Origin of the sequence: Streptomyces marinisediminis, from assembly GCF_026262575.1 — a bacterium.
In the GTDB taxonomy this organism is placed as follows: Bacteria; Actinomycetota; Actinomycetes; order Streptomycetales; family Streptomycetaceae; genus Streptomyces; species Streptomyces marinisediminis.
Genome location: NZ_JAPKFL010000002.1, coordinates 246272 through 259945, shown reverse-complemented (window position 1 = coordinate 259945; position 13674 = coordinate 246272). Strand labels below are relative to the sequence as shown.

The window sequence follows — 13674 nt, the reverse complement described above, 5'->3', positions numbered from 1 at the left end:
GACCGGCCCCCGCCGCCCCGGGCGGTGGACGCGGCGGTCGGCGGCGGCCGGGGGAGCGGGCCCGCCACCGGTGCCGGGACGGACGGTAGCCTTGCCCCGTGCCCGCACTATCCGAAGTCATCGCCGCGCTGGACGCCCTGTGGCCCCCCGCCACGGCCGAGGAATGGGACGCGGTCGGCACCGTCTGCGGGGACCCGGACGCCGAGGTGTCCCGGGTCCTGCTGGCGGTCGACCCGGTGCAGGAGGTGGCGGACGAGGCCGTCGCGCTCGGCGCCGACCTGCTGCTCGTCCACCACCCCCTCTACCTGCGCGGGACCACGACGGTCGGCGCCCACACCGCCAAGGGCCGCGTCGTGCACACGCTCGTCAGGCACGACGTCGCCCTGCACGTCGCGCACACCAACGCCGACGTCGCCGACCCGGGCGTCTCCGACGCGCTCGCCGAGGCGCTCGGTCTGCGCGTCACCGGCCCGCTGGTGCCGGACGCCGGGGACCCGGACGGCAGGCGCGGTCTCGGCCGCGTCTGCGAGCTGCCCGAGCCGCTGTCGCTGGCGGCCTTCGCCCAGTACGCCGCCGAGCGGCTGCCCGCGACGGCGCAGGGCGTGCGCGCCGCGGGCGACCCGGACGCGCTGATCCGCACCGTCGCCGTGTGCGGCGGCTCCGGGGACGGACTGTTCGCGCGGGTGCGTGCGGTGGGCGTGGACGCCTACCTCACCGCCGACCTGCGCCACCACCCCGCCTCCGAGGCCCGCGAGCAGGGCACCCCGGCCCTGCTGGACGCCGCCCACTGGGCCACCGAGTGGCCCTGGTGCGAGCAGGCCGCCGCGCAGCTCGACGCCGTCTCCGAACGGCACGGCTGGGGCCTGCGCACGCACGTGTCCCGCGCCGTCACCGACCCCTGGACCGCCCACGCGGCGTCCGGGACCCACCCCGACCACTCAGGAGCCCCCAACTGAACGCCGCGCCCGCCGACCAGATCCGCCTCCTCGACCTCCAGGCCCTGGACCTGCGGCTGACGCAGCTCGCCCACCGCCGGGAGAACCTGCCCGAGCACGGCGAAGTGCGCACCCGCGAGGAGGAGCTGACGCAGCTCCGCGACCTGCTCGTGGCCGCCCAGACCGAGGAGGGCGACACCGCCCGCGAGCAGACCAAGGCCGAGCAGGACGTCGACCAGGTGCGCAAGCGCGCCGCCCGGGACCAGCAGCGGCTGGACTCGGGCATGGTCACCAACCCCAAGGACCTGGAGAGCCTGCAGAGCGAGCTGTCCTCGCTCGCCCGCCGCCAGTCCACGCTGGAGGACGTGGTCCTGGAGATCATGGAGCGCAACGAGGCCGCCGCCGCCCGCGTCGCCGAGCTGACCGAGCGCGTGGAGGCCGTGGGGGCCAAGGTCGAGGAGGCCCGGGCCCGGCGCGCGGCCGCCACCGAGGAGATCGACGCGGAGGCCGAGACCGTGCGCAAGGAGCGCGAGGTCGTGGCCGGTTCCGTCCCGGAGGACCTGCTCGGGCTCTACGACAAGCTGCGCGGGCAGCACGGCGGCGTGGGCGCGGCCAAGCTGTACCAGCGCCGCTGCGAGGGCTGCCGCCTGGAGCTGAACATCACCGAGGTGAACGAGGTGCGCGCCGCCGCCCCGGAGACGGTCGTGCGGTGCGAGAACTGCCGCCGCATCCTGGTGCGCACGCCCGAGTCGGGGCTGTGACGCGGGCGATGGGACGACGTCTGCTCGTCGAGGCCGACGGGGGCTCCCGGGGCAACCCGGGCCCGGCCGGCTACGGCGCGGTGGTCAAGGACGCGGGCACCGGCGCGGTGCTCGCCGAGGCCGCCGAGTTCATCGGCACCGCGACCAACAACGTCGCGGAGTACCGTGGCCTGATCGCCGGGCTGCGCGCGGCGCGCGAGCTCGACCCCGGCGCGTCGGTGCACGTGCGGATGGACTCCAAGCTCGTCGTCGAGCAGATGTCGGGCCGCTGGAAGATCAAGCACCCGGGCATGCGCCCGCTGGCCGCCGAGGCGAGCGAGCTGTTCCCCGCCGACGCGGTGCGCTACACCTGGATTCCCCGGGCGGAGAACGCCCACGCGGACCGGCTGGCCAACGAGGCCATGGACGCGGGGCGGCGCGGCGAGCAGTGGCGCCCGTCCGGCGTGCCCGACCCGGCCGCCGCGCCCTCGCGCGAGGACGTGGGCGAGACGGCTCCCGCCGCGCCCCCGCCGGGCTGGTCGGCGGATCCGGGCACCCCGACGACGTTCGTGCTCCTGCGGCACGGCGAGACGGCGCTGACCCCGCAGAAGCGCTTCTCGGGCAGCGGCGGCGGCGACCCGGAGCTGTCCGCCGCGGGGCGTCGCCAGGCCGAGGCGGCGGCCGCCGCCCTCGCGGCCCGGGGCACCGTGCAGGCCGTGGTCAGCTCCCCGCTGCGGCGCTGCCGGGAGACGGCGGAGCCCGTCGCGCGCCGCCTGGGCCTGGAGGTCCGGGTGGACGAGGGGCTGCGCGAGACGGACTTCGGCGCCTGGGAGGGGCTGACGTTCGCCGAGGTCCGCGAGCGGTACCCGGCCGACCTGGACGCCTGGCTCGCCTCGGAGGCGGCGGCCCCGACCGGCGGCGGGGAGTCGTTCGCGGAGGTCACCCGGCGCGTGGCGCTCGCCCGCGACAAGCTGCTCGCCCGGTACGCGGGCCGCACCGCGCTGCTGGTCACCCACGTCACGCCGGTCAAGACGCTGGCCCGGCTGGCGCTGGGCGCGCCCGCGGAGTCCCTGTTCCGGATGGAGCTGTCGGCGGCCTCCCTGTCGGCCGTCGCCTACTACGCGGACGGGAACGCCTCCCTGCGCCTGCTGAACGACACCTCCCACCTGCGCTAGCGGAGGCCCGGGCCGCGCCGCCGGCCGGCCCGGGCCTCATCCGGTCCGGTGCGTGGCCGGTCCGGTGCGTGGCCCGGGCCGTCCGGTCACAGCCACGCCGGGTCGGTGTCGGGCACGGTGGTGTCGGCACTCGCCAGCAGGTCCAACTGCGGCCCGGTGCGCGGCAGTTCGTGGCGGAAGAAGTAGCGGGCGGCCTGCCGCTTGCCCTGGTGGAAGGCGTCGGAGCCGTCGGCGGCCAGGTACTGGCCGAGCCAGATCCAGGCCAGCACGACGTGGCCGACGGCCTCCAGGTAGGCCGTCGCGTTCGCCAGGGCCCGGTCCGCCTCGCCGGTGCGCCACAGTGCGGCCGTCACCGCCACCACCCGGTCCCAGGACGCGGTCAGCCGCCCGGCGAGCTCCGCGGCCTCGCCGCCGCGCGCGGTGGCCCGGGCGGCCGTCGCGCCGAGGGCGTCGCCCAGCGCGCGCAGTCCGGCGCCGTCGCCCGCGACGGCGCGGCGGCCCAGCAGGTCGAGCGCCTGGATGCCGTGCGTGCCCTCGTGGATCGGGTTGAGGCGGTTGTCGCGGTAGTGCTGTTCGACGTCGTACTCGCGGGTGTACCCGTAGCCGCCGTGCACCTGGAGGGCCAGGCTGTTGGCCTCCAGGCACCACTGCGAGGGCCAGCTCTTGGCGACCGGGGTGAGCACGTCCAGCAGCAGCCCGGCCCGCTCGCGCTCGGCCTCCTCGGGCGCGGTGCGGCACTCGTCCACCAGGCGCGCGCAGTACAGGACGAGTCCCATGGCGCCCTCGGCGTACGCCTTCTGCGCCAGCAGCATGCGCCGCACGTCGGCGTGTTCGACGATCGGCACCTGCGGCGCGGCGGGGTCCTTGGCCGCCACCGGGCGCCCCTGCGGCCGGGTGCGCGCGTACGCCAGCGACTTCAGGTACCCGGTGCAGCCCAGGGCCGCCGCGCCCGCCCCGACGCCGATGCGGGCCTCGTTCATCATGTGGAACATGTACGCCAGTCCCCGGTGCGCCTCGCCCACCAGCTCCCCGACCGCCCCCGGCGCGCCGCCGGGCCGGTGCGCGCCCTCGCCGAAGTTCAGCGCGGCGTTGGTGGTGCCCCGGTAGCCCATCTTGTGGTTGAGCCCGGCCAGGACGACGTCGTTGCGCTCGCCGAGCGTGCCGTCGTCGGCCACCAGCCGCTTGGGCACGACGAACAGGGACAGCCCCTTCACCCCGGGCGGCCCGCCGGGCACGCGCGCCAGCACCAGGTGCACGATGTTCTCGGACAGCTCGTGGTCGCCGCCGGAGATCCACATCTTGTTGCCGAACAGCCGGTACGTGCCGTCCGGCCGCGGCTCGGCGCGGGTGGCCACGTCGGCCAGCGAGGAACCGGCCTGGGGCTCGGACAGGCACATGGTGCCCAGGAACCGGCCCGCCAGCATGGGCCGCACGTAGGTGTCCACCTGGCGGGGCGAGCCGTGCGCGATGAGCAGACGGGCGTTGCCGAGGGTGAGGAACGGGTAGGCGGACGTGGCGATGTTGGCGGCCTGGAACCAACTGAAGCACGCGGTGGAGACCAGGTGGGGCAGCCGCATGCCGCCGAGCTCCTCGTCCATGGTCGCCGCGAGCAGCTCCGACTTCGCGAACGCCGCCAGGGCCTCGCGCACCTCCGGGATCGTCTCGACCGTCCGTCCGTCGAAGCGCGGCTCCTGGAGGTCGCTCGCCCGGTTGTGCGGGGCGAAGTAGCGCGCGGCGAGCTGCTCGCTCAGCTCCAGCACGGCGTCGAACGTCTGCCGGGAGTGCTCGGCGTGGCGCGGACGCCGGGTCAGGGCCTCCGCGTCGAGCCACTCGTAGAGCTGGAAGGCGAGGTCCCGTCGGGACATCAGCAGGGCGGGGTCGGCCGAGGACGCGGGCATGACCACTCCGATCAGGGAGACTAAGCGCTTGCTTAACTTTCGTCCCGCCACCCGCACCCTGTCAACGGCCCCACCACCCGCACCGGCCGCCCGCATCCCGCCGCCCGGGCCCGCCTGCCTGCGCGCCGCTGTTCGTACCCGGCTGTCCGCGTGCCGCTGCTCGGGCTCGTTCGCCTGCGTGCCGCCGTCCGTACCCGGCTGTCCGCGCCCCGCCGCCCGCATCCCGGCTGCTTGCTCGGGGTCGCCTGCGCCCTCGTCGCCCGCGCCCGGTCGTCCGCGCATGGTTTCCCGCGCCCGGGGCGCCTGCGGCCCGCTGCCCGCACCGGGCTGCCTGCGCTCGGTCGCCCGGGCACGGTCGTCCGCGCCGGACGGTCCGCGGCCGGTGGGGTGCGTGGCGTGCGGGGCGTGTCTCAGTGCACGTCCGTCACGACGACGTCCAGCCGCGTCGGCGTACCCGGCTTCTCCGGCGCCGCCCACTCCACCGCGAAGCCCAGGTCGGCCAGGGCGTCGGCCAGCTCCGCCGGGGTGCCCGGCGTGGCGCCCTCGGTGAGCAGCGCGCGCACCAGCCGTCCCTTCGTCGCCTTGTTGAAGTGGCTCACCACCGACCGCTTCTCCACCCCGTCCACGATCCTGGACTGGAGCACCCGCACCGTCGCCGTGCGCTCGGCCACCTCGCCCCTGGGCTTCCACATCGCCGCGTACGCCGTCGAGCGCAGGTCCAGCACCAGGCCGTCCCCGGCCAGCGGCGGCAGCACCGCCTGCAACGGGCCCCGCCAGTACGCGCCCAGCCCGCCCGTCCCCGGCAGCTTCACCCCGCCCGGGCAGCGGTAGGAGGGGATCGGGTCCCCGACGCGCACCGCGCCCCACAGTCCCGAGAACACCAGCAGCGAGCGTTCCGCCCGGGCCCGGGCCGCCGCGTCGAGCGTGGCCAGCCCCAGCGCGTCGTAGAGCACGCCCGTGTAGATCTCACCGGCCGGCCGCACCGGCGCCGTGCGCAGCGCCGCGTTCTTCGCCAGCTCACCGCGCAGGCCCTCGCTCAGCCCCAGCACCTCGCGGGCCTTCGCGTCGTCCCCGCCCTCCCGCGTCGCCTCCGCGCACAGCTCGACCAGCTCCGCGAGCACCCGCTCCCGGGCGCCGCCCAGCTCCGGCAGCGACAGCGCGTCCAGGCGCAGCGCGCTCTCCTTCCCCCCGGTGGGCTCCGGGGTCGCCTTCCCCTCGGACGGCGGCAACAGCACCAGCACGCTTCCACTCCTCAACCTCTACGTCACGCCCGCACAAGCGGCGACCAGCAGCGTACGGCGCCGTCCGCACCCCGCCCGCCACGCGCGGCCGGACGAACGTACCGCGCCGACGCGGGCCGCCCGGGCACCGCGCCCGCGCGGAGGCCGCGCCTCCCCACCGCCCCGACGGGCCCGGGTCCGCGCCGCGTCCGGCCGGCGCCCACCGCCGCCCGCGGGCCGGTCAGCGGTGTGGCCTCGTCCCGGCGTAGGATGCCGGTACGGCAGACGAGCCGTGCGGGCGGTCGCGGCGGACCCACCAGGGCCCACCGAGGAACGTCCGGACTCCGCAGAGCAGGGTGGTAGGTAACGCCTACCTGGGGCGACCCACGGGAAAGTGCCACAGAAAGCAGACCGCCGGAGCCGCGCACGCGGCGTCCGGTAAGGGTGAAACGGTGGTGTAAGAGACCACCAGCGCCCAGGGTGACCTGGGCGGCTCGGTAAACCCCACCCGGAGCAAGGTCAAGAGGGGCCGCCGCACGGCGGCTCTGCGCGGATGACCGAGGGCTGCTCGCCCGAGTCCGCGGGTAGACCGCAGGAGGCCGGTGGTGACACCGGTCCCAGATGGATGGCCGCCTCCCACCGGTCCGCGAGGACCGGCGGAGACAGAATCCGGCGTACAGCACGACTCGTCTGCCGCCCGCCCCACTGGCGTTGGCAAAACGGCCTCCGCCGGGAGCCCGGGCGCCCCCGGGGAGAGTTTGGGGCGAATCAGCCGTCAGCGAGCCCCTGCCCCGGCGCCTCCCTCCCCTTCTGGCCCGACTGCGGCATGAAGTGGATGTACGTCCTGAGTGCGGAGCGCCGGATCGCCGCGGCCCAGCCACTTTGCCCCATCGGGCGGAGTCTGACCGGTGTGAGGCACCACGGGGGCGAAGGTGTGCCGCAGCAGGGGGAAGCCACCCCGGGCGCGATCGCGGGCCGCGACGCCGCGGCCCGGCACCGCAGGGCACACCCGGAGCGCTGCCCACCGCCGCCCGCGCGGGCACGCGGGCGGCGGCCGTGGGGAAGGTCCGTCACGCGGCGCGGCGGAAGGGCCCGGCGGAACCGCTGGGCGGGGGCTGGACGGGCGGCCGCGGTGGTCCCCGGGTGGCGGCCCCGCCGCCCTGGCGGGGGCCGTTCCCGGGCCGCTCACGGCCCCGGGGGGAACGCGCTGACCTGGGCTTTCGTCGGCTGATGGCCTACAGTCCCGGCATGGAGCGCACGCTACGCACGGTAGAGGACGTACTCGCCCTGCTGGACGGCCTGTTCGCCCCGGAGGCCGACCGCTGGACCACCGGAGGGGCCCACTGGTGGGACCGGTTCTACGCCGACCGGGACCGCCCGGTGCCGTTCTTCGTCGCCAAGCCGGACGAGAACCTCGCCGCCTACCTGGACGCCGGTCTCCTGCCCGGCCGTCGCGCGCTGGACCTCGGCTGCGGCCCGGGGCGCAACGCCGTCCACCTGGCGGCGCACGGCTTCGCCGTCGACGGCGTCGACCTCTCGCCGACGGCGCTGGCCTGGGCGGGGGAGCGCGTGCGCGAGGCCGGGGCCGACGTCCGCCTGCACCACGGCGACGCCTTCGCGCTCGTCGGCACCGCGCTGCGCGGCCCGTACGACCTGGTCTACGACTCCGGTTGCTTCCACCACCTGCCACCGCACCGCCGTGTCAGCTACCTCGCGCTGCTCGACCGCGTCCTGGCCCCCGGCGGACACTTCGCGCTCACCTGCTTCGCCGCCGGGCGGATGGGCTGCGAGCTGTCCGACGCCGACCTCTACCGGCGTCCGCCCGCCGGCTCCGGTGCTCCCGGTCTGCATGGCGGCCTGGCCTACACCCCCGAGGAGCTCCGCCACGTCTTCGCCGGCCTCACCGAGCGCGAGCTGCGGCCCATGCGGGAGCAGCCGGCCGACTCCGGGTACTTCGGCGCGGCCTTCCTCCACACCGCGCTGTTCCAGCGCCCCGCGGCGTCCGCCTGAGCCGCGCCTCCCGGCGTCCGCCCGCGACCCGCCCCTAAGCAGGCAAAACGGGCAATAAGCAACAACGGCTCAACAAGTGCTCATCGTGTGCCACTTCGCGCGGGGGTGCCGGGCGGTGTGGCGGAGTTCACGGAACCGTGTGCTGGTGCAATGGCGCCGGGGGGTCGGTGCGGTGGGTGCGGCGTCAGTTCGCGGTGTGCGGTGGGGGGTTGCCCGTGGAGGGTCGGCCGGTCCTCACCCTTCGGCAGTGATCCGGTGCGGAACGTCGCGAGGTGGCGGCCCGGGTTGTTGTGTGAAGGGCACCAGGTTTCGCCCCGCTTCTTGTCGCCCGTCTCCTGCTTGTGCTTTCGTGTCCTCGCCCCCGCACCGCATCGCGGGGGTCCCACCGCCGGGACGCCGAGTCCTGCCGCCCGGCCGGGGGAGGACCGCAGCCGCCACGGCAGGAGCGGGGGAACCAGGTAAGCGCCGGACGCGTCACCGCGCGGCCGGCTTGGGGTGAAGCCATGCCTCGTTCGCAGACGCGTACGGGGGATGGCCGGGCAGCTCCGGCCCGAATCCGACAGCTCACCTCGCAGGCGTAGGAGAGGAACACACCCATGTCCCGTGGTCGCCACCGCCGCCCGCGTACTTCGCCCGTCTCCCGCCACGTCTCCCGCGTCTCCGTCGTCCTCGCCGCCGGCGGGGCCGGTATCGCCGCGCCGCTCGCCGCGGCCGGCACGGCGAACGCCGCGCCCGCGCCGTCCGTCGTGCAGCAGCCCGCGGCGCCCGCCGTGGTCGCGGCGCCCGCCGCACCGGCGGACGCCTACACCGTCGTCAGCGGGGACACCCTGCACGCCATCGCCACCGCCGAGGACGTCGAGGGCGGTTGGGAAGCCCTCTACGACGCCAACCGCGAGACCATCGGCGCCGATCCCGACCTGATCCGCCCGGGCCAGAAGCTCACCCTGGCCGCCGGGGACGGGCGGGGCGAGCGGGCCGTCAGCCGGTCCGCCGAGCGCGACGCCACGCCCGCCGCCGCCAAGACCTACCCCGACAACCTCGACGGCTGGATCACCGAGGCCCTCGACATCATGGAGGCCCACGGCATCCCGGGCACCTACGAGGGCATCCACCGCAACATCCTGCGGGAGTCCAGCGGCAACCCGAGCGCGATCAACAACTGGGACATCAACGCCCAGAACGGCACGCCCTCGATCGGTCTGCTCCAGGTCATCGAGCCGACGTTCGACGCCTACCACGTGGCGGGCACCCCGCACGACCAGTACGACCCGGTGGCCAACATCGTGGCGGCCTGCAACTACGCGGCCGACCGCTACGGCTCCATCGACAACGTCTTCGGTCCCTACTGAGCCGTTCGCCGACCCGTCGGCCGCCCGTCTGCCCCCCGGCGGCCGGTCGGCGGGGCCGGGCGGAAGCCGCCACCGCGACGCCGGTGGCGGCTTCCGGTCGTTCCGCGCCCGCGCGGCGTCCGGCCTCGAGGGGTGGGGCGGAATACCCTGCGGGGGTGGCCGGTTGGCGCCTGCATGGGGAACGAGCACAGCGAACGCGAGCGCACCGAGGTGCTGCGCTACACGGCCTTCTCGGCGACGCCGGACGGGGGGAACCCGGCCGGGGTCGTGCTGGACGCGGCCGGGATGGACACGGCCGCGATGCTCGCCGTCGCGGCCGAGGTCGGGTACTCGGAGACGGCGTTCCTGGCGCCACCGCCAGCGCACCCCGGGGCGCCGGGCGAGCCGACGGCGCCGGAGGGCCGGCACTTCGCGGTGCGCTACTTCAGCCCGCTCGCGGAGGTGCCGTTCTGCGGGCACGCGACGGTGGCCGCCGCGGTGGCGCTGGCCGAGCGCGCGGGGCCCGGGGAGCTGGTGTTCAGTACGCCGGTGGGGGCGGTGCCCGTCACCGTGGCCCGCACGGCCTCCGGGGAGCTGCGGGCCACGCTCTCCAGCGTGCCGGCGACCACGGAGGCGATCGCCGCGCCGGACGTGGCCGAGGCGCTGGCCGCGCTGGGCTGGCGGCCGGAGGAGCTGGACCCCGCGCTGCCGCCGCGTGTCGCCTTCGCCGGCGCCCGCCACCTGGTGCTGGCCGCCGCCACGCGGGAGCGGCTCGCGGCGCTGAGTTACGACGTCGAGCGGCTGAAGGCGCTCATGCTGCGCCGGGACCTCACCACGCTCCAGCTCACGTGGCGGGACGCGGGCGACGCCACGGTGTTCCACGTGCGCGACCCGTTCCCGGTCGGCGGGGTGGTGGAGGACCCGGCCACGGGTGCCGCCGCCGCCGCGCTCGGCGGTTACCTGCGCGAACTCGGCCTCGTGCCGGACACCGCCTCCCTGACCCTGCACCAGGGCGTGGACATGGGCCGCCCGGCGGTGCTGGCCGTCGAACTGCGCCAGGGGGACCCGCGCGTGCACGTCTCCGGCACCGCCGTCCGCCTGCCCTGACGCGGCGCGGGGGCCCGGCGCCGCGGCGCCCGGGGCTCAGCCCTCGTCGCGCTCCGGGTGCCAGGCGGCGGGCCACGCCTCCTCGCGGTCGACCCAGTGGACCTGCTCGGGGTCGGCCATGTCGATGCCGGGGAAGACCTCGCGCACGCGGGGCTCGAGCTCCTCCTCCGTCAGCGGTTCCCAGCCGACGCCGCGCAGCCACACGAGCCGGTAGCCGTGGTCGTCGCCGAAGGAACCGACCACGACCCGGTACCGCGTCTCGTCCGGGTTTCGCGCGTCCATGCCTCCACCCTGCGCACGTCCGGGCCGCTCGCGCATGCCGGAGGCGGCCGAACGTGCCGCGCGCCGTACGACGGACCCGGCCGGACCGCGCCGTCGGCCCCGGCCGCGCCGTGCGGCGGGAGGGGGCCGCCCGTGCCGTCGGCGCCGCCCGGGCCGCGGGGCCGGGGCGCGCCGGGCGGGCCGTCGGCGCCGCACGGCTCACGCGCCCGGGGGACGCCGTGCGCCCCGGCCGCACCGCGCGGCCGGGGCGGGGCCTCCGCGTCGTCCGGGGGGTCAGCCCCGGCCGACGTAGGGCATGCCGGTCGCCAGGACCGTGGCGAACTGGACGTTGGCCTCCAGGGGCAGCTCCGCCATGTGGAGCACGGTGCGGGCGACGTCGGCGGCGTCCATCACCGGTTCGACGGCGGTGGAGCCGTCGGCCTGGAGGGTGCCGGTGCGCATGCGCGCCGTCATCTCGGTGGCCGCGTTGCCGACGTCGATCTGCCCGCAGGCGATGCGGTGCGGGCGGCCGTCCAGGGACAGCGACTTCGTCAGGCCCGTCACCGCGTGCTTCGTGGCGGTGTACGCGACCGAGTGCGGGCGTGGGCTGTGCGCCGAGACGGAGCCGTTGTTGATGATGCGGCCACCCCGGGGCGACTGCTCCTTCATCGTCCGGAACGCCGCCTGGGCGCACAGGAACGCGCCGGTGAGGTTCACCGCGACCACCGCCGACCAGTCGGCGTGCGACAGCTCGTCAGGGGGCACCGCGGGGCCGAAGGTGCCCGCGTTGTTGAACAGCAGGTCCACCCGGCCGAAGCGCTCCCGGGCGGTGGCGAACAGCGCGCGGACGGACGCGGGGTCGGTGACGTCGGTGGGGACGGCCGCCACCGGGCCGGCCGCCGCGGACCCGGCCGCGTCGTCCAGCAGGGCGGCGGTCTCGGCCAGCGCCTGGGCCCGGCGCCCGGCGAGCGTCACCGCCCAGCCAGCGGAGGCCAGCGCGAGGGCGACCGCGCGGCCGATGCCCGAGCCCGCGCCCGTCACCACGGCGCTGCGCGCCGGGACCGCCGGGGCCGTCCGGCCGTCGTTCAACGTTTCGTTGACGTCCGTCATGTCCGCAGCGTACGCCACGGGTACGGGGTGGCGCGGGCCGTCATCCGATGGCCACCACTGTGTCGCGTACGCGCCAACCAGGTGCCGTGCGCGCGCGGTGCACTCGGCGCCATGACGCACTCCGGGAGCGCAGACCACGAACTCCGAGCCGCCGCCCGCCACCTGGGCCGCCGCCGGTTCCTGACCGTCTCCGGTGCCGCGGCGGCCCTCGCCTTCGGCACGAACCTGCCCCAGTCCGCCCACGCCGCCCCCGCCGCCCGGGAGACCAGGCTGCGGGCCGAGCCGTTCACCCTCGGCGTCGCGTCCGGCGATCCGCTGCCGGACTCCGTCGTGCTGTGGACGCGGCTGGCCCCCGAGCCGTTCCAGCCCGACGGCGGTCTGCCCGCCCGCCCGGTGCCCGTGCACTGGGAGCTGGCGCGCGACGCCCGGTTCCGCCGCGTCGAACGCCGGGGCACGCACCTCGCGCACCCGGAGTTCCACCACGCCGTCCACGCCGAGCCGCGCGGCCTGCGGCCGGGCACCGACTACTACTTCCGCTTCCGCGCCGGGGGCCACCTCAGCCCCGTCGGCCGCACCCGCACCGCCCCGGCCGGCGGCGTCGACCAGCTCCGCTTCGCGCTCGCCTCCTGCCAGCGCTACGACCAGGGCTACTACACCGCCTACCGGCACCTCGCCGCCGAGCCGGACGTCGACGCCGTGCTGCACCTGGGCGACTACCTCTACGAGTACCCCGTCGGCGCCGCCGCGGGCGCCCGCCGTTACACCGGCGACCGGCGGCTCCCGGCGATCCTCGACCGCGAGACCGTCACCCTGGAGGACTACCGGCTGCGCTACTCCCTCTACAAGGGCGACGCCGACCTCCAGGCCGCGCACGCCGCCCACCCGTGGATCGTCACCTGGGACGACCACGAGACGGAGAACAACTACGCGGACGAGAACCCGGAGAACAGCGTGCCGCCGGAGGAGTTCCTCATCCGGCGCGCCGCCGCCTACCGGGCCTACTGGGAGAACATGCCGCTGCGCCGGCCCCAGCGTCCCTCCGGGCCCGACCTGCGGCTGTACCGGCGGCTGCACTTCGGTTCGCTGGCCCAGATCGACGTGCTCGACACCCGGCAGTACCGCGACAACCAGGCCAACGGCGACGGCTGGAAGCTGCCCACGCCCGAGTCGCTGGACCCCGCGCGGCAGATGCTCGGCCCGGCGCAGGAGCGCTGGCTCGCCGACGGCTGGCGCCGCTCCCGGGCCACCTGGAACGTGCTCGCGCAGCAGGTGGTCTTCGCCCGCCGCCGCAACCGGGTGGCCGAACCCTCCCCGCTGTCCATGGACTCCTGGGACGGCTACCCCGGCGCCCGCGAGCGGGTGCTGCGGGCCGCCGAGGACGCCGGGATCGACAACCTGGCCGTCCTCACCGGCGACGTCCACGTCCACTACGGCCTCGACATCAAGCGCGACGCCGACGACCCCGCCTCCCGCACCGCCGGTGTGGAGGTCGTCACGTCCTCCATCTCCAGCGGCGGCGACGGCGCCGAGCGTCCCGCCAACTGGGAAACGCTCACCGCCGCCAACCCGCACCTGGCCTTCTACGACGGCCGCCGGGGCTACGTGCTGCTCACGCTGGACGAGCGCGAGCTGCGCGCCGACTACCGCACGGTCAGCGGCGTGACGACGCCCGGCGCGCCGATCGGCACGGCGGCGACCCTCGTCTCCGCGGCGGGCCGCCCGGGTCTGCGCCGGGCCTGATCCCGGCCGGGGGCGGGCCGCTCCCGGCCCCGGTCCACCGGCTCCGCGCCCGCCCCGCCCTGCCTCCGGGCAGGGCGGGGCGGTGCTGGGGTGGGGCAGGGGCGGGGCGCTCGGGGAGGCTGGGAGAATGTGTTAGCCGTCAACAATCTC

The 13674-nt window shown here is 76.2% G+C and carries 11 protein-coding genes, 1 other RNA gene and 1 riboswitch; of the genes, 8 read left to right on the top strand and 4 right to left on the bottom strand.

Annotation, left to right across the window (positions count from 1 at the left end):
* The first annotated feature begins 98 nt into the window (after positions 1-98).
* Genes OSB71_RS02810 through OSB71_RS02800 form a run of 3 tightly spaced genes read left to right on the top strand, consistent with a single transcriptional unit; the run spans position 99 to position 2850 of the window.
* Entirely contained in the window at positions 99-956 is an 858-nt protein-coding gene (locus OSB71_RS02810; protein WP_265943755.1) for a Nif3-like dinuclear metal center hexameric protein, read from the top strand.
* On the top strand, positions 953-1696 hold the full coding sequence (locus OSB71_RS02805; protein ID WP_265943847.1) for a zinc ribbon domain-containing protein: 744 nt from the start codon (positions 953-955) through the stop codon (positions 1694-1696). Before OSB71_RS02810 ends, OSB71_RS02805 begins: the two co-directional genes overlap by 4 nt.
* Positions 1697-1704: 8 nt before the next feature.
* Complete coding sequence (locus OSB71_RS02800; RefSeq protein WP_265943753.1) at positions 1705-2850, top strand: bifunctional RNase H/acid phosphatase; 1146 nt, start codon at positions 1705-1707, stop codon at positions 2848-2850.
* An 86-nt stretch (positions 2851-2936) separates the two neighbouring features.
* Here OSB71_RS02800 and OSB71_RS02795 read toward each other — a convergent pair whose 3' ends face one another.
* Positions 2937-4748, bottom strand: coding sequence for an acyl-CoA dehydrogenase (locus tag OSB71_RS02795; protein WP_265943752.1), 1812 nt, complete (start codon positions 4746-4748; stop codon positions 2937-2939).
* 410 nt (positions 4749-5158) lie between these two features.
* Positions 5159-5989, bottom strand: coding sequence for a peroxide stress protein YaaA (yaaA, locus tag OSB71_RS02790; RefSeq protein WP_265943750.1), 831 nt, complete (start codon positions 5987-5989; stop codon positions 5159-5161).
* A 265-nt stretch (positions 5990-6254) separates the two neighbouring features.
* On the opposite strand from yaaA, the gene rnpB reads away from it, so the two are divergent.
* The 4 genes from rnpB to OSB71_RS02770 all read left to right on the top strand — a co-directional run bounded on the left by rnpB (position 6255) and on the right by OSB71_RS02770 (position 10413).
* An RNA gene (rnpB, locus tag OSB71_RS02785) (RNase P RNA component class A) lies at positions 6255-6661 on the top strand.
* A 555-nt stretch (positions 6662-7216) separates the two neighbouring features.
* Complete coding sequence (locus OSB71_RS02780; RefSeq protein WP_265943748.1) at positions 7217-7978, top strand: class I SAM-dependent methyltransferase; 762 nt, start codon at positions 7217-7219, stop codon at positions 7976-7978.
* 422 nt (positions 7979-8400) lie between these two features.
* A riboswitch (cyclic di-AMP (ydaO/yuaA leader) is annotated at positions 8401-8571 on the top strand.
* 3 nt (positions 8572-8574) lie between these two features.
* Complete coding sequence (locus tag OSB71_RS02775) at positions 8575-9327, top strand: LysM peptidoglycan-binding domain-containing protein (protein ID WP_265943746.1); 753 nt, start codon at positions 8575-8577, stop codon at positions 9325-9327.
* Positions 9328-9501: 174 nt separating this feature from the next.
* Positions 9502-10413, top strand: a complete 912-nt coding sequence (locus OSB71_RS02770) for a PhzF family phenazine biosynthesis protein (RefSeq protein WP_265943744.1) — start codon at positions 9502-9504, stop codon at positions 10411-10413.
* 36 nt (positions 10414-10449) lie between these two features.
* Here the strand turns inward: OSB71_RS02770 and OSB71_RS02765 are convergent, their stop codons facing one another.
* Both OSB71_RS02765 and OSB71_RS02760 read right to left on the bottom strand, forming a co-directional pair.
* On the bottom strand, positions 10450-10695 hold the full coding sequence (locus OSB71_RS02765; RefSeq protein ID WP_265943742.1) for a hypothetical protein: 246 nt from the start codon (positions 10693-10695) through the stop codon (positions 10450-10452).
* A 273-nt stretch (positions 10696-10968) separates the two neighbouring features.
* The gene (locus OSB71_RS02760; RefSeq protein WP_265943740.1) at positions 10969-11784 is read right to left on the bottom strand and encodes an SDR family oxidoreductase; all 816 of its coding nucleotides are present in this window, start codon (positions 11782-11784) and stop codon (positions 10969-10971) included.
* A gap of 111 nt (positions 11785-11895) precedes the next feature.
* On the opposite strand from OSB71_RS02760, the gene OSB71_RS02755 reads away from it, so the two are divergent.
* Positions 11896-13524, top strand: coding sequence for an alkaline phosphatase D family protein (locus OSB71_RS02755; RefSeq protein ID WP_265943738.1), 1629 nt, complete (start codon positions 11896-11898; stop codon positions 13522-13524).
* Positions 13525-13674 lie beyond the last annotated feature (150 nt).